Annotated in this window: 20 protein-coding genes; 9 read left to right on the top strand and 11 right to left on the bottom strand. The window is 58.0% G+C overall.

All coding sequences use genetic code 11. From position 1 onward, the window contains the following. Positions 1 to 16 precede the first annotated feature (16 nt). The 4 genes from WNY61_RS17820 to WNY61_RS17805 form a co-directional block, all read right to left on the bottom strand. Complete coding sequence (locus tag WNY61_RS17820) at positions 17 to 1,009, bottom strand: ABC transporter substrate-binding protein (protein WP_342852784.1); 993 nt, start codon at positions 1,007 to 1,009, stop codon at positions 17 to 19. 433 nt (positions 1,010 to 1,442) lie between these two features. Further along, complete coding sequence (locus WNY61_RS17815) at positions 1,443 to 2,219, bottom strand: MetQ/NlpA family ABC transporter substrate-binding protein (protein WP_342852783.1); 777 nt, start codon at positions 2,217 to 2,219, stop codon at positions 1,443 to 1,445. Positions 2,220 to 2,264: 45 nt separating this feature from the next. Then, positions 2,265 to 2,939: a methionine ABC transporter permease gene (locus WNY61_RS17810; protein WP_342852782.1), complete on the bottom strand. Its 675-nt coding sequence runs from the start codon at positions 2,937 to 2,939 to the stop codon at positions 2,265 to 2,267. Next, positions 2,929 to 3,990: an ATP-binding cassette domain-containing protein gene (locus WNY61_RS17805; RefSeq protein WP_342852781.1), complete on the bottom strand. Its 1,062-nt coding sequence runs from the start codon at positions 3,988 to 3,990 to the stop codon at positions 2,929 to 2,931. The genes WNY61_RS17810 and WNY61_RS17805 overlap by 11 nt, the downstream gene beginning before the upstream one ends. Positions 3,991 to 4,182: 192 nt before the next feature. Here WNY61_RS17805 and WNY61_RS17800 point away from each other — a divergent pair, with 192 nt between their 5' ends. Next, positions 4,183 to 5,100 carry an MBL fold metallo-hydrolase gene (locus WNY61_RS17800; RefSeq protein ID WP_342852780.1) on the top strand — a complete coding sequence of 306 codons (918 nt, stop codon included), beginning with the start codon at positions 4,183 to 4,185 and terminating at the stop codon, positions 5,098 to 5,100. After that, the gene (locus WNY61_RS17795) at positions 5,097 to 6,044 is read left to right on the top strand and encodes an MBL fold metallo-hydrolase (RefSeq protein WP_342852779.1); all 948 of its coding nucleotides are present in this window, start codon (positions 5,097 to 5,099) and stop codon (positions 6,042 to 6,044) included. The genes WNY61_RS17800 and WNY61_RS17795 overlap by 4 nt, the downstream gene beginning before the upstream one ends. 9 nt (positions 6,045 to 6,053) lie before the next feature. On the opposite strand, the gene WNY61_RS17790 is transcribed toward WNY61_RS17795, so the two are convergent. Then, entirely contained in the window at positions 6,054 to 7,313 is a 1,260-nt protein-coding gene (locus WNY61_RS17790) for a urate hydroxylase PuuD (protein ID WP_342852778.1), read from the bottom strand. A 97-nt stretch (positions 7,314 to 7,410) separates the two neighbouring features. Here WNY61_RS17790 and WNY61_RS17785 point away from each other — a divergent pair, with 97 nt between their 5' ends. Beyond that, positions 7,411 to 8,319, top strand: coding sequence for a LysR family transcriptional regulator (locus WNY61_RS17785; protein WP_342852777.1), 909 nt, complete (start codon positions 7,411 to 7,413; stop codon positions 8,317 to 8,319). Here WNY61_RS17785 and uraH read toward each other — a convergent pair. Then, on the bottom strand, positions 8,316 to 8,669 hold the full coding sequence (gene uraH, locus WNY61_RS17780; protein ID WP_342852776.1) for a hydroxyisourate hydrolase: 354 nt from the start codon (positions 8,667 to 8,669) through the stop codon (positions 8,316 to 8,318). The genes WNY61_RS17785 and uraH overlap by 4 nt on opposite strands. Positions 8,670 to 8,808: 139 nt before the next feature. Here uraH and puuE point away from each other — a divergent pair, with 139 nt between their 5' ends. From puuE to WNY61_RS17765, 3 genes are read left to right on the top strand one after another with little or no spacing between them, the layout of a single operon-like run. Further along, positions 8,809 to 10,218 carry an allantoinase PuuE gene (gene puuE, locus WNY61_RS17775; RefSeq protein ID WP_342852775.1) on the top strand — a complete coding sequence of 470 codons (1,410 nt, stop codon included), beginning with the start codon at positions 8,809 to 8,811 and terminating at the stop codon, positions 10,216 to 10,218. Then, on the top strand, positions 10,215 to 10,709 hold the full coding sequence (locus WNY61_RS17770) for an ureidoglycolate lyase (RefSeq protein WP_342852774.1): 495 nt from the start codon (positions 10,215 to 10,217) through the stop codon (positions 10,707 to 10,709). The genes puuE and WNY61_RS17770 overlap by 4 nt, the downstream gene beginning before the upstream one ends. A gap of 55 nt (positions 10,710 to 10,764) precedes the next feature. Continuing rightward, positions 10,765 to 12,201: a nucleobase:cation symporter-2 family protein gene (locus tag WNY61_RS17765; protein WP_342852773.1), complete on the top strand. Its 1,437-nt coding sequence runs from the start codon at positions 10,765 to 10,767 to the stop codon at positions 12,199 to 12,201. A 224-nt stretch (positions 12,202 to 12,425) separates the two neighbouring features. Here WNY61_RS17765 and WNY61_RS17760 read toward each other — a convergent pair whose 3' ends face one another. From WNY61_RS17760 to WNY61_RS17745, 4 genes are all read right to left on the bottom strand, one after another. Then, positions 12,426 to 13,247 carry a bifunctional allantoicase/(S)-ureidoglycine aminohydrolase gene (locus WNY61_RS17760; RefSeq protein WP_342852772.1) on the bottom strand — a complete coding sequence of 274 codons (822 nt, stop codon included), beginning with the start codon at positions 13,245 to 13,247 and terminating at the stop codon, positions 12,426 to 12,428. 466 nt (positions 13,248 to 13,713) lie between these two features. Continuing rightward, positions 13,714 to 14,280 carry a hypothetical protein gene (locus tag WNY61_RS17755; protein WP_342852771.1) on the bottom strand — a complete coding sequence of 189 codons (567 nt, stop codon included), beginning with the start codon at positions 14,278 to 14,280 and terminating at the stop codon, positions 13,714 to 13,716. Positions 14,281 to 14,374: 94 nt separating this feature from the next. Further along, the gene (locus WNY61_RS17750) at positions 14,375 to 15,100 is read right to left on the bottom strand and encodes an RlmE family RNA methyltransferase (protein WP_342852770.1); all 726 of its coding nucleotides are present in this window, start codon (positions 15,098 to 15,100) and stop codon (positions 14,375 to 14,377) included. Further along, a complete protein-coding gene (locus WNY61_RS17745) occupies positions 15,100 to 16,218 on the bottom strand; it encodes a Ppx/GppA phosphatase family protein (protein WP_040701136.1) in 1,119 nt (372 codons plus the stop codon). Before WNY61_RS17745 ends, WNY61_RS17750 begins: the two co-directional genes overlap by 1 nt. A gap of 288 nt (positions 16,219 to 16,506) precedes the next feature. On the opposite strand from WNY61_RS17745, the gene WNY61_RS17740 reads away from it, so the two are divergent. From WNY61_RS17740 to WNY61_RS17730, 3 genes are read left to right on the top strand one after another with little or no spacing between them, the layout of a single operon-like run. Next, the gene (locus WNY61_RS17740; protein WP_342852769.1) at positions 16,507 to 16,803 is read left to right on the top strand and encodes a virulence factor; all 297 of its coding nucleotides are present in this window, start codon (positions 16,507 to 16,509) and stop codon (positions 16,801 to 16,803) included. Between the two features lie 30 nt (positions 16,804 to 16,833). Continuing rightward, complete coding sequence (locus tag WNY61_RS17735; protein ID WP_342852768.1) at positions 16,834 to 17,763, top strand: methylenetetrahydrofolate reductase; 930 nt, start codon at positions 16,834 to 16,836, stop codon at positions 17,761 to 17,763. 13 nt (positions 17,764 to 17,776) lie between these two features. After that, a complete protein-coding gene (locus WNY61_RS17730; protein ID WP_342852767.1) occupies positions 17,777 to 18,856 on the top strand; it encodes a methyltetrahydrofolate cobalamin methyltransferase in 1,080 nt (359 codons plus the stop codon). A 225-nt stretch (positions 18,857 to 19,081) separates the two neighbouring features. On the opposite strand, the gene WNY61_RS17725 is transcribed toward WNY61_RS17730, so the two are convergent. Next, positions 19,082 to 21,094: a hypothetical protein gene (locus WNY61_RS17725; RefSeq protein ID WP_342852766.1), complete on the bottom strand. Its 2,013-nt coding sequence runs from the start codon at positions 21,092 to 21,094 to the stop codon at positions 19,082 to 19,084. Between the last annotated feature and the right edge of the window lie 84 nt (positions 21,095 to 21,178).

Below are 21,178 nucleotides of genomic sequence, written 5' to 3'. Positions count from 1 at the left end.
TTCGTGCGGTTTTGGCTTACATATCGCTCGCGGATTGCAGCGGGCCGGTATTTACCGAATCTTCATAGCTATCAAGCGCCGCATCGATTGCGCCCGCCTCGACAAAGACATCGGCCACGCCTTTCATGAACTCCTGCGCCCCCCCATCTAGCCACTTCGCGCTCAACTGCTCCTCCACGGATGGGAAGGTGAAGGTCGCAATCGTTTCCATGGTGGCGTCTTCGTCCATGCCCGCATCCTTAGCGATGATAGGCAGCATCTTGGCGTGATTGGCCTCATCCGCCCACATCGCGTTGGCCTCTGCCGTGACCTTTAGGAACGAGGCCACCGTGTCAGAGTTTTCTGCCACCCAAGAGGCTGGGCCAGAGGTCACGTCAAAGACGAGGATGCCCAGTTCTTCTTTCTCTGCGCCGGTCATCAGAATATTGCCATGCTCCAACATGCGTCGCAGCGAGCCGCCCCAACCGCACGCCATATCGACCGAGCCCTGCGCGATGGCCGCAGCACCGTCCGGTGGGGCCATATCGACCACATCAAGCGATCCAACATCGACGCCGAAATGGCTCATTTGCTTGAGAAAACTATAATGCGCAGCAGTGCCAAGCGGCACAGCGACTTTCTTGCCCGCAAGCTCGGCAACGGAGGATTTGTCGATCTCCAATTCCTCGCGGACGACGCAGTTGTCGTTTTCAGAATAGCTGACTGCCACGTCAAGAATTTGGATATCTTGGCCCGCCGAGGTCGCAACGACGAAGGGCGGCACGCCCTGGCTCACCGACATATGGACGTCCCCCGAGGCCATCGCTGCAGACATCGCGGTGCCTGAATCAAAACTGACCCAATTCACGGTTGTCCCGAGCGCCTCGTCATACATTCCCTCTGACTTGGCGTATTGGAACGGCATAGGCCATTCGAGGAAATACCCAACGGTGAGGTCTTGCGCGGCGGACTGGGTGACACCCAGCACAAGCAGGCTGGCGGCGGTGCTCATCAGTTTTACGGTCTTCATGATATTCTCCCTAGGTCTGTTATGGTCGTTTCTTCTGATCGAACGTTCAATCCACATGTGTCGCGACCATTGGCCCCAAATAAGAATAGCATGGGGCAGTCCCGGATTATGTGAAAATATCCAACATGATTTCACGATACGAGCGAAATTGAAATTTTCAACAAAATTTTCGCGTTGCAACGCAATATAATTGCGAAGTTAAGGGCTTTGCTTGAAATTTGTTCAGTCGGATGCGCGGCCTTCTTCATGACCATAAACAGACAGTGGTCTAATATCCTAAACAGAAATTTAATAATTTTGGGGGACCGTCAAACTCGACCTTTGCAGAGAAGGAGTTTTTCCACGTCTAAACTGGCGCCCAGCCGGGGCCAAAGTGCGCTTGACCCGCGCGGGGCGGGTCAAGTCAAGTTTCGCAGGCTCGCAGAGCGGTGCCTTACCAAGAGGTGATAACAGTGCCCTGATAGCTCTCGTCGATAAAGGTCTTCAACTCGTCGGAGTGGTAGGCTTTGAGCAGTGTTTCTACCCAAGCAGCTTCCTCGTCACCTTTGCGCACGGCAATGACGTTCACGTAAGGGTTTTCGGCACTCTCCATCGCGATGGAATCTTCCTTGGGGCTAAGGCCCGATGCAATGGCGTAGTTCGTGTTGATCAAGGCGGCGGTCAAATCAGCCAGCGAACGCGGCAGTTGCGCGGCGTCGAGCTCTTTGAACGACAGGTTTTTCGGGTTCTCGGTGATGTCGAGCACAGTCGGCACCAGACCGGCGGCCTCATCAACCTTGATCATGCCAAGCTCCTGCAGAACCAAAAGCGCGCGGCCACCGTTGGTTGGGTCATTCGGGATGCCGAAGGTGGCCCCTTCTTCGAGATCGGCAATGTCGGTGATTTTGTCGGAGTAGACACCCATGGGGGTGGTGATCGTGGTGCCGACAACGCTCAGCTCAAATCCACGGTCCTTCATTTGCGCCTCAAGGTAAGGCACGTGCTGGAACGAGTTAGCCTGAATATCGCCATCTGCCAACGCTTGGTTCGGCACAACGTAGTCAGAGAATTCGATCACATCGATGTCGAGCCCCATCGGTTCGGCGATGCGGGCGACCTCTTCCATGATCTCGGCATGTTCACCCGGGGATACGCCGACTTTGATTTCTTCGGCTGCGAGGCCCGTAGCCATCAGCGCCAAAACGGAAGTGAGTGTGGTAAAACGAAGCATAGTAGTCTCCTTAGATTGAGAGATCGGGTGTTGGGGGTAAGGGTCTTATTGCCCACCGCTTTTCGTGGCGCGCTTGTCCACGGCGGTGGCGATACGCTCACCGATGGACTGCACAAGCTGCACCAAAACGATAAGGATGATAACGACGATGGCCATGACATCGGGCATAAAACGCTGATATCCATAGCGAATACCCAAATCGCCAAGGCCTTCACCGCCAACGGCACCAACCATCGCGGAATAGCCAATGAGACTAACAATGGCGAGCGTGAGGCCCAGCGTGATGCCGGGCAACGCTTCGGGCAGCAACACTTTACGGATAATCTGCACCGGGGTCGCACCCATTGCACGGGCGGCTTCGATCAGGCCGGAATCAACCTCGCGGATTGCATTCTCAACCAGTCGCGCGATGAAGGGCACCGTTGCAATCGTCAGCGGCACGATGGCGGCCGTGGTTCCGATGGAGGTGCCTGCAACCATACGGGTAAAAGGGATAATGGCCACCACAAGAATGATAAACGGCACGGAGCGGGTGGCGTTTACCACCAACCCGAGGATCTTGTTCACCCAAGGTGCTGACAGTAGCTCACCACGCTGGGACGTGGCCAAAAACAGCCCCAATGGCAGACCAAATAGCGTGCCGAGGATCGCTGAAATGGCGACCATGTAAAGCGTTTGCCCCGTCGCTTCGAGGAGTAGATTAATAAGGTTAGCCGACATAGCCGAGCACCTCCGTCAGAAGCCCATGTTGTTCAAGAAAAGCCCGTGCTTGGCCCGCCTGCGCGATTGGCATTGAAACCAACAGGTTACCAAAAGGCCGCGTGCCAATTTCTTCGACCGCGCCGGCAAGGATATTGACCGGGATGCCCATATCCTGCGTCAGTCGTGCCAGCATCGGGTCGGTGGCATGCGCCCCGGCAAAGGTCACGCGGACCACCTCTTCGCCATCCACTTCGGGCGCGGTTTGGGTCAAGCGTTCTTTGACGAAAGCAGGCAGCGTGACGCCGGTCACGCCCGACAGAAACGACCGGGTTGTCGCGTGTTGTGGCGCAGTGAAAATGTCATAGGTAGCGCCATGCTCCACGATCTTCCCGGCGTCGATCACCGCCACGTGGCTCGCAATATCGCGCACCACGGCCATCTCGTGGGTAATCAAAAGGATTGTGAGTCCCAGATCGCGATTAATGTCCTTTAGCAGTGCCAGAACTGTCTGGGTGGTCTCGGGGTCCAGCGCCGAGGTCGCCTCGTCAGAGAGCAGCACCTTTGGCCCGGTGGCCAGCGCGCGCGCAATGCCGATACGTTGTTTCTGACCGCCCGACAGTTCCGCCGGATAGCGGCCCGCCTGCGCGCTGAGGCCAACCCGATCTATCAAATCAGCCACGCGTGGTTTAATCTGAGCCGATGGTACTCCGGCCACTTCGAGCGGCAAAGCGATGTTGCCTGCAACCGTGCGCGATGACAGCAGATTGAAGTGTTGAAATATCATGCCCACGTCACGGCGGATCATGCGCAGCTTGGCACCTTTGGCAGCGCCGACATCCTGTCCGCCAACCAACACATTGCCCGATGTGGGCCGCTCTAACCCATTGACCATCCGTAGCAAAGTGGACTTTCCCGCCCCCGAACGCCCGATGATCCCGGTGATGGAGCCGGAAGCCACATCAAGAGAGACTCCCTCAAGCGCGTTCACAGCCGCCCCGCCCGCCTTGGCATAGGCCTTTCCGACCCTGTCGAAGGCAATTGAGGCACCTTGAATGTCTGTATTGGTCATTTTTTGTCCGGATTGGCGTGGGTTTCGGGTAGCGCTCCGTAGACAGAAACACGCCCCGTGATGCAAGGCACGAAGATGCATAGCTGCTTTGTTTTCCGGGCCTAGCGCATGGCGGCGCATTCACCCTTGCGACTCTTGGATCAGGGGATGATTATATTCACGAATCGGAATGAATGGCGGGAGGGGAATAAGATGAAGCTCACCAGACGTATGGTACTCGCCGGGCTGGGCGGTGCGGCAGTGGCTCAAGGTCCGCTGCGTGCCTTTGCAAAGACCACGGCGCAGGTCGGCGATTACGAGTTTATCAGTGTAAGTGATGGCAACTTGGTCTTGCCGCGCAGCTTTTTCTTCGACGGTTTGCCGCAGGACGAATTGGCGCAGGCCCTCGCTTCGTTCGATCTCCCCCAAGACCAACTGGAGCCGCCCTGCAATCTGACCCTGTTGCGCAATGCAGAGCGCGTGGTGCTGTTCGATGCAGGTTCCGGCCCCACCTTCATGCCTTCTGCCGGCACCCTTTTGGATAATCTGGACGCTGCGGGCGTTGCGGCGGACGCGGTGACAGATGTTGTCTTTACCCACGGCCACCCGGATCACCTTTGGGGCGTGTTGGACGATTTTGATGATCTGGTGTTCCCCAATGCAAACTACCACATGGGTCAGGTCGAGTGGGACTATTGGCGTGATCCGGCGACCGTCGACACGATCGGTGAAACCCGCGCGGCCTTTGCCGTAGGCGCTGCACGGCGGTTGGACGCGATTGAAGACAGGATGAGCCATTTTTCCGATGCAGCCGAAGCTCTGCCCGGTATCATGGCCCAAGCAAGCTTTGGTCATACGCCTGGACATATGTCATTCATGGTCGGCGACGATAGTGACGCCCTGATGATTGGCGGCGATGCCATTGGCAACCACCACCTTGCCTTTGCCCGTCCCGGTTGGGCCAGCGGAGCGGACCAAGACCCTGACCTTGGCGCACAGACCCGCCTGCGACTTCTCGACAAGCTTGCGCATGAGCAGACGTTGCTGATGGGGTTCCACCTGCCGAACGGCGGGCTGGGCCGGGTCGCACGAGATGGGGATAGCTATCGTTTCGTGAGGGCCGATCAATGAAAAAGCTTCTTGTCACCGCCGCGCTGCTTACCGCCACCAGCGTCATGGCGAGCGAAGATATTGCGGATAAATACCCCGGCTCTTTGCTCTATGACAAACCCTATGAGGTCATTCCAGGCGTCTTTTCCGCCATCGGTGCAACAGCGCCGCCGACCTATGAGAACGCAGGCCATAACAACAACTTAAGCTTTGTCGTGACCGGCGACGGCGTTGTCGTCATCAACGGTGGTGCCGCCTATGGACTGGCCAAGGCGCTGCATGATGAGATCAAAGCCGTGACTGATCAGCCGGTAAAGCTGGTGTTTAATGAGAACGGTCAGGGCCATGCGGTTCTGGGCAACGGCTATTGGGCCGAACAAGGCGTGCCCATTGTTGCGCATGTGGATGCGGCCCATGAAGTCGAAAGCTTTGGCGGCAGCATTTTAGAAGGGATGCAGCGCTACAATCGGGACCGCGCCGAGGGCACAGAGGTCCAACTGCCGACTGAAACTTTCGAGGATGAGTATATCGTCGAGATGGGCGATTTCCGTATTGAGGCGCGCCACCTTGGCCCCGCGCATAGCCCCGGTGATATTGTGATCTGGCTGCCCAAACAGCGCCTCGTCATTTCTGGCGATTTGGCGTTTCACGAACGTATGCTGCCGATTTTCCCTGATACGATGACGGCGGATTGGATCGAGACATGGGAAACCGCTTTTGAACCGCTAGGGGCGATCTATGTGATCCCCGGCCATGGGCATCCGACCAATATGGATCAGGTCCGGCGCTACACCCACGACTATCTGGTTTATCTGCGCGAACAAATCGGCGCGCATCTGGATTCAGGTGGCGGACTGGCCGAGGCCTATTACGTCGATCAAACGCCCTACAAAGGATTGGACACGTTCGAGGAATTGGCCACCAAGAACGCAGGACGGGTCTTTGAGCAGATGGAGTTCGAGTGAGCCTACCGATTACTTCCCGGCAAGGCTGAAGGGCTGATTGGCGGCCCCATCACGATACCACCGCATGATCGTGCGGCGTTCTTCTTCTTCCATGAAGGACACATTTGCAGGCGGCATGGCGTTGGTTACCCCCGCCTGAACATAGATTTCCCGCGCAGCGCGGGCGATGTCAGACGGTGTCTCCAGCAACAACCCTTTGGGCGCGCGGTGGATGCCATCGTAGAATGGTTCGCGCGCGTGGCACATGCCGCAGCGGCCCGGCACGATGTTGGACACATCCTCAAACCCTTGGGCGCTGGCAAAAATCTGTTCGGTTTTGGTCAGCGGCCGCGCTTCAGCCGCCTCGATGTCATCCTGCATCAGTGGCGCGGTTGAGAGCCACATGATCGCCACGAACAGCAGCGCTGTCACACCCCATGTCCAATGCGGCCCCTTGCCGGTGGCGTGCATGGTGTTGAAGTAATGCCGGATCGTCACCCCCATCAGAAACACCAGCGCCGCGATTAGCCAGTTGTATTCCGTCGCAAAGGCCAGCGGGTAATGATTGCTGAGCATCAAGAAGATTACCGGCAGTGTTAGGTAGTTGTTGTGGGTCGAGCGCAGCTTGGCGATCTTGCCGTATTTGGCATCGGGCGTACGACCCTCTTGCAGGTCTTTCACCACGATGCGCTGGTTCGGCATGATGATGAAAAAAACGTTGGCCGTCATGATCGTGGCCGTGAATGCCCCCAGATGCAGCAGTGCGGCACGGCCAGTGAACACTTGGTTATAGCCCCAAGCCATTGCCACCAGCAGCACGAAGAGAAGCAGCATCAACGCCGTGGGGCGGTTGCCGAGCTTTGATTTGCATAAGGCGTCATAGATCAACCATCCCAACGTCAGCGACCCGGCAGAGATCAGAATGCCTTGTAAAGTCGACAGGTCTGCTTTTGACGGGTCAATGAGATACAATTCCGCCCCGGCCCAGTAGACCACCATCAGCAGCGCCGCGCCCGAAAGCCACGTCGAATAGCTTTGCCACTTATGCCAGATCAGGTGCTCGGGCATATTTTCGGGCGCGACCAAATACTTTTGGATGTGGTAGAACCCGCCCCCATGAACCTGCCATTCCTCACCAAAAGCGCCTGCGGGCAGATGCGGCACTTTGCGCAGCCCCAGATCAAGCGCAATGAAGTAGAACGACGCGCCGATCCACGCCATGGCGGTGATAACATGCACCCAACGGACGGCAAAGCCGATCCAATCCCACATGATGGCGATATCGTGCATGGTGTTCTCTCCGGATGATTCACAGGCCAGACTATTCAATCGCGGATTTTACCGCTAGATTTGTCATTCCCTAAACTCTATCAAAAGTTCCCGATAAATGTCCTATTTCGACAACATCCGTACTTTCGTGCGCGTCTATGAACTTGGCAGCATGTCGGCAGCAGCGCGCGATCAACGCGTTTCGCCCGCGGTGGCATCAGCGCGGATCACGCAGTTGGAGGGGCATCTGGGCGTACGCCTGTTTCAGCGCACCACGCGCAGCCTGTCGGCGACCGAACAGGGGCGGATTTTCTATGACGGGGCCTGCAAGATCCTCGCCTCCGTCGCCGAAGCCGAAGCGGGCATCGAGGATGTCACCGACAACCCCCGCGGCACGCTACATGTCGCAGCCCCTTTGGGCGTCGGCCGCAGACTGATCGCGCCGCATGTTCCAGCGTTTGCAGCAGCTTATCCGCTGGTTGACGTGCGCTTACGCCTGAGCGATCGCAAGCTGGACCTGACCGCCGAGGGGCTCGACGTGGCCTTCTTCCTCGGGCGGCCCGAAGATTCCACCCTGCGCATCCGGAAAGTGGCCGATTGCGAACGTGTGCTCTGCGCCAGCCCGGCCTATGTTGCGGCCCACGGACACCCCCGCAGCGGAGCCGAGATTGACCGAGGCCAGCACAACTGCCTAAACCTCCGCTTTCCCGGCGCGACAGAGTTTCAATGGCAACTTCAAGGCCCGGAAGGCGCGGCGAAATACGACGTGCGTGGACGGTTTGAAAGCGACGACGGTGATGTGCTGACCGATTGGGCGCTCGCGGGCGCGGGCATCGCCATGAAACCGCTGTTCGAGATCGCCGACCACCTGCGCAGCGGTGCCTTGGTGCGGGTGGTTGAAGACACACCACCCCTGCCCGTTCAAATGGCGTGTCTCTACACACACCGCCGCCACCAAGACCCGAAAACCCGGCTGTTCATGGACTTTATGATCGCCCGGATGGAGGACGCGCTTAGGGTCGGTTAGCTGCCGCGGTAAGTCGAATAGCCGAAGGGTGAAAGTAGCAGCGGCACATGGTAATGCGCGGCCTCCGACATGCCAAAGCGCAACGGGACGACATCAAGAAAACGCGGTTCTTCGGCGGGGGTGCCATTGGCGTCGAGATAGGCCCCGCAGTGGAACAGCAGCTCATACGTCCCGGTCTGAAATTCCTCGGCAGGCAGGATCTGCTCATCCGTGCGGCCATCGGCATTGGTGGTCAAACTCCGCAGATGGGTGCGGTTCTCGCCTTCCAAGCGGAACAGCTCGATCTTCAGCCCCGCTGCCGGACAACCGCGTGCCGTGTCCAATACATGTGTTGTCAGATAGCCTGTCATCATACCCTCCGTGCCTAACCCTTGATCGCTTGGTGCACCATTAAGTGAAAGAGCCCTTTTCACGATAGTCTTTCAGGAATTAATTGAAAGCAATGCAAGACCTTCCGGTTTAGACAGAGAACGACAGAAGGAGAACGACATGACTCGCTACCCCCGCGACATGCAGGGTTACGGCCCGACACCCCCGAACGCGCAGTGGCCTAATGGTGCGAAGATCGCCGTGCAACTTGTGCTAAATTACGAAGAAGGCGGGGAGAATAACATCCTGCATGGCGACGCGGCTTCCGAGGCGTTTCTGTCTGAGATCGTCGGCGCCGCTCAATGGCCGGGGCAGCGTCATGCCAATATGGAATCAATCTATGAATACGGCGCGCGCGCCGGATTTTGGCGGCTGCACCGCTTGATGAAGGACTTGCCGATCACGGTTTACGGTGTTGCTACTGCGCTGGCCCGTTCGCCCGTGCAGACCGCCGCGATGATCGACGCAGGCTGGGAAATGGCGACGCATGGCCTCAAATGGATCGAGCACAAGGACATGCCCGCAGAGGAGGAGCGCGCGGCCATCGCCGAGGCGATCCGCCTGCACACCGAAGTGACAGGCAGTGCCCCACGCGGATTCTACTGTGGGCGTTCATCGGAAAACACCATACGTCTGGCGGCTGAGACAGGACAGTTCGCCTATGTTGCCGACGCCTATGCCGATGACCTGCCCTATTGGGTAGAGATCGGCGCGCGTGACCAGTTGATCGTGCCCTACACGCTCGACTGCAACGACATGCGCTTTGCCACCCCGCAGGGTTTCAACGCAGGCGCCCAGTTCTCTGACTATCTCAAGGCCAGCTTTGACGCGCTTTACCGTGAGGGGGCCAAAGGTTCCGCAAAGATGTTATCGGTTGGCCTGCACTGCCGTTTGATTGGGCGCCCCGGACGGGTCGAGGCGCTGCGCCAGTTCATCGAATATGCCCAAAGCCACGAAGGCGTCTGGTTCGCCACCCGTGAACAGATCGCGGACCATTGGGCCGAAACTCACCCGCATGAGCGTCGCGAACGGCCAAGCCAGATGGACCGAAAGACTTTCGTCGCCAAATACGGTAGCATTTTTGAGCATTCCCCTTGGATCGCTGAGGGTGCGCATGCGCTGGAACTCGGCACCGGGCATGATACGGCCGTTGGGCTGCACAATGCACTGGCGCGGATCTTCCGCAGTGCGAGCGATGAGCAACGGCTCGGCGTACTTCAGGCCCACCCCGATCTGGCAGGCAAGCTCGCGCAGGCGCAACGCCTGACGGCAGAGAGCACCTCCGAACAGGCCGCCGCAGGATTGGATGCGCTGACGGATGCTGAACGCGACACTTTCACCCGTCTCAACAACAGCTACGTTGAGAAACACGGCTTTCCCTTCATCATCGCGGTGCGCGACCACGACAAGGCGGGCATCCTCGCCGCGTTTGAACGCCGCATTAACAACGACCGCGGCACCGAATTCGCCGAGGCTTGCCGTCAGGTTGAACGCATCGCGCACCTGCGGCTGAAAGACATGCTGCCATGAAACGTCAGCTGATCCTGCAGCCCCTCACTCCCGAGGCCTTTGCGCCCTTTGGCGAGGTGCTGGAAGTGCGCGGCGCACCAGACAAGATGATCAATCAGGGGATGTGTGGACGGCATCATGATTTGGCCGACCTCGATTTCGGCGAAGGCCGCGCGGGCATCAGCGTATTCGACGCCACGCCCCGCGCCCTGCCCTTCGTCCTTGATATGGTAGAGCGGCATCCGCTCGGCGCGCAGGCCTTTTTACCGATGCATCAAAACCCGTATTTGGTCGTGGTTGCACCCGATGACGCAGGCAAACCCGGCAGGCCGCAAGCCTTCCTTGCTGGTCCCGGTCAGGGCGTGAATTACCGCCGCAACACTTGGCACGCGGTCTGCTGCCCGCTCAGCGCGCCCGGTCTTTTCGCCGTGGTGGATCGGATCGGGGACGGTGACAATCTCGAAGAACATTGGTTCGACACAGCCTGGGAGGTGGTCGACGCCGCAGAATAACCCGTCATGCCCTCAACAGAAGCGGCAGGCGCAATCGGTCACAAGGGAGAACGAAATGACTGACGCTTCACTGGGCACGCCTGAGCAACTGCGCGACCCCAACTATACCCCCGCGCTGGCCAAGGCGGTGCCCTTGGGCATCCAGCATGTGCTAGCGATGTTTGTCTCCAACGTGACGCCTGCGATCATCGTGGCGGGGGCTGCGGGTTTTGGCTTTGGCTCGGATGCCGGGGCGCAGGGTTTTCCCGACATGACCTATCTGATCCAGATGTCGATGCTCTTTGCCGGGATCGCCACGCTGTTTCAAACCATCGGCATGGGGCCCGTGGGTGCACGGCTCCCCATCGTGCAAGGCACCAGCTTTGCCTTTCTGCCGATTATGATCCCCCTGGTTGCTGGCAAAGGCGTCGAAGCGCTGCCCGCGCTGTTTGGCGGTGTGCTGGTTGGTGGGTTGTTCCATACGCTGCTGGGTACTTTCATTGGCCGCATTCGCTTTGCCCTCCCGCCGCTTGTGACTGGGTTGGTCGTCACGATGATCGGCCTCGCGCTGGTCAAAGTGGGCATCCAATATGCCGCTGGGGGCGTTCCGGCGATGGATCAGCCGGAATATGGCAGCCTCCTCAACTGGTCCGCTGCTCTGATCGTGATTTTCGCCACGCTGGGATTGAAGTTCTTTACCCGTGGCATGCTCTCGGTCTCTGCCGTCGTGATCGGTATCGCGGTGGGCTATGTCTATGCGCTGGCCGTGGGCATGGTCACGGTCGACGGCATCGCGACCAGTTGGGACCGCGCCGCCGCTGTGGCGCTGCCTATTCCTTTTGCCTATGGGTTCGAGTTCAGCTTCGCCGCCGTTGTGGGGTTTTGCCTTATGGCCTTTGTCTCGGCAGTCGAAACCGTCGGCGATGTCTCTGGCATCACCAAGGGCGGTGCGGGGCGCGAGGCAACGGATGCTGAGATCACGGGTGCCACATATGCGGACGGTCTGGGCAGCGCGATTGCCGGGGTCTTTGGCGGCTTTCCGAACACGTCCTTCAGCCAGAACGTTGGTCTGATTGCAATGACCGGCGTGATGAGCCGCCATGTGGTGACGATTGGCGCACTGTTCCTAATCCTCTGCGGGTTGGTGCCCAAAGTCGGCGCGGTGATCCGCACCATTCCCATCGAAGTCTTGGGCGGCGGTGTAATTGTGATGTTCGGCATGGTTGTCGCCGCGGGCATCTCGATGCTGTCGGACGTGAACTGGAACCGGCGCAACATGGTGATCTTTGCCATCTCGCTGTCGATCGGTCTGGGGCTGCAGTTGGACCCGAAAGCGGTACAATATCTGCCTGATACGCTTCGGGTGCTGATGACAAGCGGGCTACTGCCAGCGGCATTGATCGCGATTGTGTTGAACCTGTTGCTACCCGAGCAATTGTCGGATGAGGCGACGGAAGAGGTTTCGGGCGGCCTATCGGGCACTGGCAATGGATCGCTTGAAAAGCGGGTTTGAACAGAAAGGAAGGGGCACCGGTTGAGTGCCCCTTCTCATTCCTACAATCTCTGACGCTCACCCTGGCCCGGAATCAAGCCACAGGCGCCGGGCCATCGCCTGCCCGTACTGGAGGGCTGGCGATTTGATGAAGATTTGCGCACCCTTGCGACGTCGCATATTGGCCGCTCAATAGTGTGGCTTGGATCGACTGATGTTTCCACCCCACGGGCAGCCGCTGGCCCTCAGCGCAGCTTCATATGCCGGTTCACGTCCTTATAGAGCAAATACCGAAACGGCCCCGGTCCGCCCGCATAGCAGGCCTGCGGGCAAAAAGCGCGCAGCCACATGAAATCGCCGGCCTCAACCTCGACCCAATCTTGATTAAGCCGGTAAACCGCCTTGCCCTCTAGAACGTAAAGCCCATGCTCCATCACATGGGTCTCACAAAAGGGGATCACCCCACCGGGTTGCAGCGTGACGATTGTAACATGCATGTCATGGCGCAGATCGCTGGGGTCAACAAACCGCGTCGTCGCCCAGACCCCATCCGTGTCAGGCATAACGTTCGGTTCGATGTCCTGCTCGTTCAGGATCAGCGGATCGGGATGATCCAGCCCCTCTACCGCCTCATAGGCTTTGCGGATCCAATGGAACCGCGTGACCGCGCCACTGTCGTTCTTTAGCGCCCAATTCGTCCCCGCCGGAATATAGGCATAGCTGCCTTCGCGCATCGCGTGGCTTTCCCCTTCAAGGGTTAGAGTGAAACCACCTTCGACCACGAAGAGCACCCCTTGCGCCTCTTTATCCAATTCAGGCCGCTCGGAGCCACCACCGGGCTGCACCTCCATGATATATTGCGAAAATGTCTCAGCAAAACCGCTCAAGGGGCGCGCGATGACCCAGAGCCGCGTATCTTCCCAGAATGGCAAAAATGAGGTTACGATATCGCGCATCGTGCCGCGGGGCAGAACGGCGTAGGCTTCGGTGAAAACGGCGCGGTCAGACAACAAAGTTTTTTGATCCGGGTGGCCGCCAGTGGGCGCGAAATAACGAGGGGGGGGCATCATTTTTCTCCGTGGGGGGGTGGACCGCAGAATTGCCCTTTCCCGCGCTGAGGCCAAGGTCTTTATCGATGAAGGATTGTTTGGTTAAATTTGATAGTCTTCGATAAAGGTCTGCCCACCACCCGAATTTTTCCCCACGCTCGCCATTTTCGCCCCTCAAGGACGCCGTATTTATCGGTCTTATTTGTATAAAATCTGAAGATTTGCGATTATTAACCGTCCGGAAGCAAGAGATGCCGCACCAAACCGCGCCACTGAATACAAGCCGCCACCGCCGCTTGTTTGAGATACTGTGCCACGCCGAACGGGCGGCACAGACCAGCGCGCGGTTGGCGATCGCACATCGTTTGGTAGATGAAGCCGTAGGTCTAGAGCTTCGAAAAACTGCTGCGCGCTCCCTATACCCTATCCCTTTAACAAGGCGAAAGCAGGTTTGGGGCGTAATGCGCAGGCTGGTACAGCGGCATCAGAAGAAAGATGCGGCCTCAAGCTCGACCGTTATTACCCCAATGATCGTGCCGTTCGATGGCTCTGTAATGGGCATCGACACACGGCTTTGATGCGCCTTTGTGCTATCGTCAATGGCAACTTGATCGATCACAAACACCCCTGAAGGCGGCGAAAAGCGATTGCTGCTTTTTGGCTTACCCCCTTTAAAATAGACCGACGCCGTACCGCTGGTGATAACGGTCAGTCCGTAGGCGTCCAACAGCTTTACTTCGGCGATTTGACCGTCAGATCGCGCAATTTGGTTTTTTAAAAAGGCCACGACCGGTGCGGCCGTCGCGACCTTCGTCTGCGATGATGGCGCAGCGGGCCGTATTACTGCCACCGGTGCGGCTGCTAGGATATTCATCTGGCGGTGTCGAAGATTCTGCTCAGCAATCGCGTCGACGATCCGGGCGTCGTTCACCCAAGTCAGCAATTCCCTATCAATATAATCATTCAGCGTTCCAGGCACTTCAGACGCAGAGAGTTTGACGACAGAACATAGGACGAAAATGAGCGATACAATTGGCAGGTGTCGTACCATCGGGAAGCCCTCATATGAATGGCGGCCCAGAGACCGCGGGAGGATTACACCCTAGCCGCGGATTGGTTTACCACTTATGAACGCCCGAATTGCCTTAGGACTCGTTGCCCTTAAACCCTGTGGCCACAACGAATTTCTCTGAAGAATCCGCACGGCTGGCCGGTGGTTTGATGTTTGCGACCTTGGTAAAGCGCATCTTTAGCAGCTTTTGCAACTCACCCTCAGCCCCCCCAGCCAGAACCTTGGCCACGAAAGTGCCACCGTCTTCGAGGACATCAAAGGCAAAGTAGGCCGCCGCTTCGCACAGCGCGATGATCCGCAAGTGATCGGTCTGTTTATGCCCCGACGCCGACGCCGCCATGTCGGACATGACCACATCTGCCTTACCGCCGAGCCATTCTTTGACCTTCAGGTCGGCGTCGTCTTCCATGAAATCAAGCTGGTGCAATTCGCATCCTGCGATCGGCTCCATCTCTTGAAGGTCGACGCCAAGAATGGTGCCCACCTGTTTGCCCGACCGCTCGCCCAGCACATTACAGCGCTTGACGGCCACCTGACACCAGCCGCCCGGGGCCGCGCCCAGATCGACGATCCGTGCACCGGGCACGAGGAACCGAAATTTATCGTCCAACTCCATAATCTTATAAGCCGCGCGCCCGCGATAGCCTTCGGCCTGCGCGCGTTTGACATAAGGATCATTCAATTGCCGCTGCAACCAGCGGGTCGAGCTAAGTTTGCGCCCGCGTGCGGATTTAACCTTTACCTTAAGGTCGCGCTGACCGCGCCCTGAGGTGTTCTTTCCGTCCGGTGTCTTGGTCATCAAAAGACCCCTTCTTCTAATACGCCATCGGCGCTCATCTGTGCATATAGCAGGCCTTCGCGCAGACCGCGATCCGCAACTGACAACCGATCCGTCGGCCAGCAGCGCATCAGTGCCTGCAAGATTGCGGCGCCCGACATGATTAACGCCGCGCGGTCCTGCCCGATACGCGGATCGGCGCGGCGCCCGCCCGGTCCCATGGCAATATAAGAATGGATCACCTTGTCGATCTGCGCACTGCTCATGCTGAGCCCGTCGACCTTGGTGCGGTCATAGCGCTTTAGGTTCAAGTGGCTCGCTGCCACGGTGGTCACGGTGCCCGAGGTGCCGACGATCTGAAACCGCTTTTGCGACTGGATCGTCTGATAGGGCGTAAAATCAGTGAGGTTCTCTTCGAAAAACCAGCTCATCAGCGCGAAACGGGCCGCGTCATCCTCTACGTCAGAGAATTGATCACGCAACGTCGCCACCCCCAAGGGCACGCTAATCCAATCCACCACCCGCGCCGAGGGCACATCAGACTTCGCCTGATTGAATCCACCCTGCAGGCGCATGATAGAACGCGCGCGGTCGGCCTTGGGAACTTTTGAAATATCAATCCAAACCAACTCGGTCGAGCCGCCACCGATATCGACCACCAGCAGATTTTCCGTCTTCCGGCTCACCAAAGGCGCGCAGGAGATCACGGCAAGCTGCGCTTCTTCCTCAGGGCGGATGATGTCGAGCTTAAGGCCAGTCTCGCGCTGGATGCGGCGCATGAATTCCGCGCCGTTATGCGCGCGACGACAGGCCTCGGTCGCCACAAGCCGCATGTTCTGCACCTTGTTGCGCCGCAGTTTCTGCTGACAAATACGCAATGCCTGAATGGTGCGCGCCATGGATCCGCGCGACAATCGCCCGGTTTTTTCCAAACCGGCACCCAATTGCACCGATTTTGAGAAACTGTCCACCACATGGAAACCGCTGCCACGTGGCTGGGCGATTAACATGCGGCAGCTATTTGTACCCAGATCAAGGGCCGCATATAGCTCATTAGATCTGGGCGGAACTGGCGCGGGGCTCAGAGCCGGAATGTCCTTATCGAGCGCACCCGCACCTTTGGGACGCTGTGGCGCCATGGTTACGCGCCTTTCATATCGAGTTATCCCCACGGTATTCTCTGCGCAGGGCCGGTGCAAGAGGTCGCGGCAGCGTGGGCCAAATTCCGCAGCGTTTCCTTCTGCGTGATCCCACCCCCACCTCACAATGATCTTGAGAATAATGGGGACGCGCAGCCCTCGTGATGGACCGCCCGATGCGCTATCACCGCCATCAAGTCGCGGATGGGTCGTGTTTCGTCGAAAAACGGCCCTGTCCTGACCGCGACCCTCGTTAGACAGGCTTAACCGGACCGGAGGAATCGTCCCATGCCCGCAGTTACAATCGTTTATTGGCGCGATATTCCGGCTCAGGTCATCGTCGGCAAAGGTCGCCGTGGGTCCAAACGCCCCCTGCCCGAACGCTTTGAGCAGGCAATTGACCGCGCTGCAATGAAGGTCGGCGCCGGGGATACCGACGCCTATCTGGCGGAATGGCGTAAGGCGGAACCCTTTGAGGTTGAAGGCGACCCTGATGCTGTTGCCGATGCCGCAGCCGCCCGGATTGATGCGGAATACGACCGCGACCGGATCAAGCAACTGATTAACAATGACGGCTGGGCATAGCCTGCCAGCCCTATGATCAAGGACACGCTCATGGCACTTTTGAACTTCCGCAAGAAAGAAACCGCCGCCCCACAGGCGCCGGTGGCCGAAGTTGAGGCGCTGTTGAGGGATTATTCGATCGAAGTGATGCCCCGCACCGCCGAGAAGGTCGAAGATTTCCGCGCTCTGCTGCCTGAAGGCACCCGTGTCTATATCGCCCATATCGACGGCACCCCGATCGAGGATATGGTCGCCACCGCAGCGCGGCTAAACGCCGATGGCTTTAAAGTCATGCCGCATTTTCCGGCGCGTATTATCAAAGACCGCGCCACGCTTGCCGATTGGATCGCCCGCTATCAGGGTGAGGCTGACGTGCGCCAGGCGCTGTTGCTGGCGGGCGGTGTCACCACTCCCGTGGGGGAATTCAGCGACTCCATGCAGCTGCTGGAGACGGGTCTGTTTGATGAGGCTGGCTTTACCCGGCTGCATGTGGCGGGCCACCCGGAGGGGAACCGCGACATTGACGCTGACGGGGGCCGCCTGAATGTGGATGCGGCGATGAAGTGGAAGAACGATTTCCAGACTCGCACCGATGCGGAAATGGCCATCGCCACGCAATTCGCCTTTGAGGCGCAGCCGATCATCGAATGGGCCGACAGCCTTAAAGCCGCAGGTATCACTCTGCCCATCCATATCGGCATCGCTGGGCCTGCCAAGCTGCAAACCCTCATTAAATTCGCCATCGCCTGCGGTGTCGGCCCTTCACTAAAGGTGCTGCAGAAACGCGCGATGGATGTCACCAAGCTGCTGTTGCCATATGAGCCGGCAGATGTGATCAGTGAATTGGCCGCTTACAAAGCGGCGAACCCGGACTTCAACATCAGCCATGTGCATGTTTTCCCGCTGGGCGGGATCAAGACCAGTGCCACATGGGTACAAGAAAATGGCGGCGCCTCTGGGGTGCCAGCCGACGCAGCCTGAAGGACAGACTTACATGACCAGAACCGTCATCGAATCCAAAACCAAGACCGCCGTGATCGGCTTTGACGAGCCGTTCTGCGTGATCGGAGAGCGGATCAACCCCACGGGCCGCAAGATCCTAAGCCAAGAGCTAGAGCGAGGCGATTTTTCGCGGGTCGAGGCCGATGCCATCGCACAGGTCGCCGCAGGGGCCACGGTTTTGGATGTGAACTCGGGCGCGGTCTTTTCCAACAAGATGGCCGAAGACCCACGCTATGCCGACAACAACTTTGTCGAGCCGATGCTGATGCCGGAACTGATCAAGGTCGTGCAAAACGCTGTCGACGCGCCGATCTGTATCGACAGTTCTGTGCCCGGCGCACTCGAAGCAGGGCTTGAGGCTTGCGAAGGCCGCCCGCTGTTGAACTCTGTCACCGGCGAAGAAGAACGGCTCGAACTCGTGCTGCCGCTGGTCAAGAAATACAACGTGCCAGTGGTGGCGATCTCCAACGATGATACCGGCATCTCCGAAGACCCGGATGTGCGCTTTGCCGTCGCGAAAAAGATCGTCGAACGCGCTGCCGATTTTGGCATCCCGGCACATGATATCGTGGTCGATCCGCTGGTCATGCCAATCGGCGCGATGGCAACAGCAGGCCATCAGGTCTTTACACTTGTGCGCCGCCTGCGTGAGGAATTGGGCGTGAACACCACTTGCGGTGCCTCCAACATCTCTTTCGGTCTGCCCAACCGCCACGGGATCAACAACGCCTTCCTACCCATGGCGATGGGCGCGGGTATGACCAGCGCCATCATGAACCCGGTGGCCGTACCGCTGAATGCTGTGAAAATTGCAGAAAAACGCGCTGAGATGGCCGCTGCGGGCATCATCCTTCCCGAAGAAATGGATGATGAGACCTTCGCGACGCTCTTTAACCTCGGCTCCACCAAACCCCGCCCGGGCAAAGAGATGGAGGCGATCCGTGCCGCCAACTTCCTCTTTGACCGTGACCCACACGGCAGCGCGTGGATTGAGTTCAACAAGGTCGCCCCCAAAGCCGGTCACGAAGGCCGGGGCCGCGCAGGCCGCACCGGCGGACGCCGCCGCCGGTAATCCACTCAAGCTTTCTAAAAGACCCCGTCAGCATCGCTGCGCGGGGTCTTTTTTATGCGTAACGATTTCATCTTTAGGGTGGCTTTGCGGTGGGACCGTGTCTCTGCCTCCTACGGATGGGTTGCGAGCAGTGTTGCCCCTTACGAACCCATAGTCGCAAACTATCGCGGAAGAGGACGTGTTTACCCTCATGGAATTCAGCGTGTAAAATCAAGGTTTAGACAATTAGCTAAGAAAGATCTGAGCTGCTGCTGATCGTAGGAGTTTGGCTTGGTCTGGTTCAAAATGAAAAGCCGCCAAGAAGTTATCGATGCCGTAGCCAGCCTGCATTGCATGGATGGCGCTGGTCAGCTCGCGCCCTTCTGACACCCTGCCTGCGACCGAAAGACAGATCGCTGCCAACCCATAAATATTGACGTGCGCATTAGGTCGCGCAGCCGCGCGCTTCGCCCATACGGCAGCCTCTTCGAATTCCTTGAGCCGGAAGTGGGCGATTGCACGACTGCCCAAGATGCCGAACATAAGCGGGTCATATGGACTGAGCGAACGCGAGAGATCTGACGATCGGATTGCCGCATGGGGGTCTCCGGTCTGGGATTCAACAAACGCCAAAGAATAATGGCCCAAAGCAAAGTTGGGACTAAGGTCGACTGACTCGCGCAATGAAACAACGGCCGCGTCGTTCTCTTTACGCAACCAAAGCGCACGTCCCATTGCCCAGTGCGCTGCGGGATCTTTCTCGTCAGCTAAGAGACTTTGTGCTGCTGTTGCATAGGCGAGATTGGCCTCCACGACAGGGTCGGACCAGTTCTGAAAGGCACTCTGCCAGTGTGTAAACGACAGCCCTGCAAACGCCCTGGAGAATGTAGGATCGAGAGTCTTAGCGCGTTCAAAACAGAGCTGAGCCTGTGCGTTGTCGTGCTTCGTAAAGCGATACATGTGCCAGAGGCCACGGTGATGTGACCCCCAAGCGTCAAGCGAGGACGGCGGACGAAGAATGGCGCGATTGCGCTCGGATTGCTCTATCTCGCCCATTAGTGCCGAGGCAATCCAGTTGCCCAGATTGCTTAACGCCCCCATAAGGTTCGCATTGGCAATTTCGCAAACATCTGTCCAGACAATGCTGGCGCATGAGGTTTCGACGAGTTCAAGCTCGAACCACAAGGTGGACGATTGCTGGCGTAAGGTCCCAGTTGCCACATAGTCGACGCCAAGCGTTATACCTGCTTCAGCCGGATCAAGTCCGTGGTTCGCCAGCGCTTGAACCGACGCACGGGCAATAACGGAGATACATCTGAGCTTTGCCAAACGGACGATGACATCATGCGTCAATCCGTCGGCCATCTCGATATATAGCTGATCACTCTGCACGGCGAAGAAGGGCATCACCGCCAGTGAAGAGCGTCTATTCTGAAAATTAGCGGTAGAGTTTGCGTCGTCATTAGGTTGAATGACTTCGGCAGGATAAACACTTCCCGCCACCACGACGCCGCCCATTGATCGGGCGTCTTTTGCTGCTTCACGCAGCCCAGTCAATGGCAGCCCCTTGTCAGAAAAAAGTTCTTCAGTTGTCTTCAGATGCGTATCAGCTTCGGCGAACCGACCATGCCCGATGAGATATGAAAGGAGCAGGCGATGCCCCTCAATTTCAAACGGAGCGAGATCGAGCCATTGCTCGACAGTTCTTGGAAACGCTGGATCATCGAAAGGGGTCGCCTTCGCAAGCGCCCTTGCTAATGCGCGTGATGCAGAAGAAAAGCGGCGCCTTTGAGCAGACAGCCAGACTGAGGTAGCCGTGCCAGACAGCTCCATGTCGCCAAGAAATACCTCTCGATGCCGATCTGCAAAGACCGAAAGTTCTGGCAGCGTAGTCGGCAAGCCTTTTTCTAACTCCACCAGTTCAAGCGCGTCAACGGAACACCCTGCAAGATCAATGCCAATAGCATCTTCGAGAGTGATGATGCGTGGACGCTCCGGTGTGTCGATAGATTTCCTCAATTTACTTAAATGCCAACGTAGCTCGGCTCTGGGATCATTCGGCAAATCCCAAAGCAGGTCGCATAAACGCGAGCGCCCCACAGGCTGACCTTCTGTAACAAGGATAGCAAGCAGAGCGCGTAGTTTTCGCGACTTAGGCAGGGGCACAGACATGCCATTACGCGTCACGCGCACTGTTCCGAGCAGACGAATATCGAGCGCGTCAGTCCCGCTCGACCGCATGTTTGGGTCAGATTCCACGGAAGTTTCCACGGTGCCTCCCACGCAGGAGTGATGCATCGGTGATACCATGAAAACTTAAACATCCATATTGGAAAAGGAGCG

The sequence above is a fragment of the Sulfitobacter sp. AS92 genome (genome assembly GCF_038900015.1).
In the GTDB taxonomy this organism is placed as follows: Bacteria; Pseudomonadota; Alphaproteobacteria; order Rhodobacterales; family Rhodobacteraceae; genus Sulfitobacter.
The sequence above is the reverse complement of the archived record's forward strand: the minus strand, read 5'-3'. Positions and strand labels throughout refer to the sequence as shown.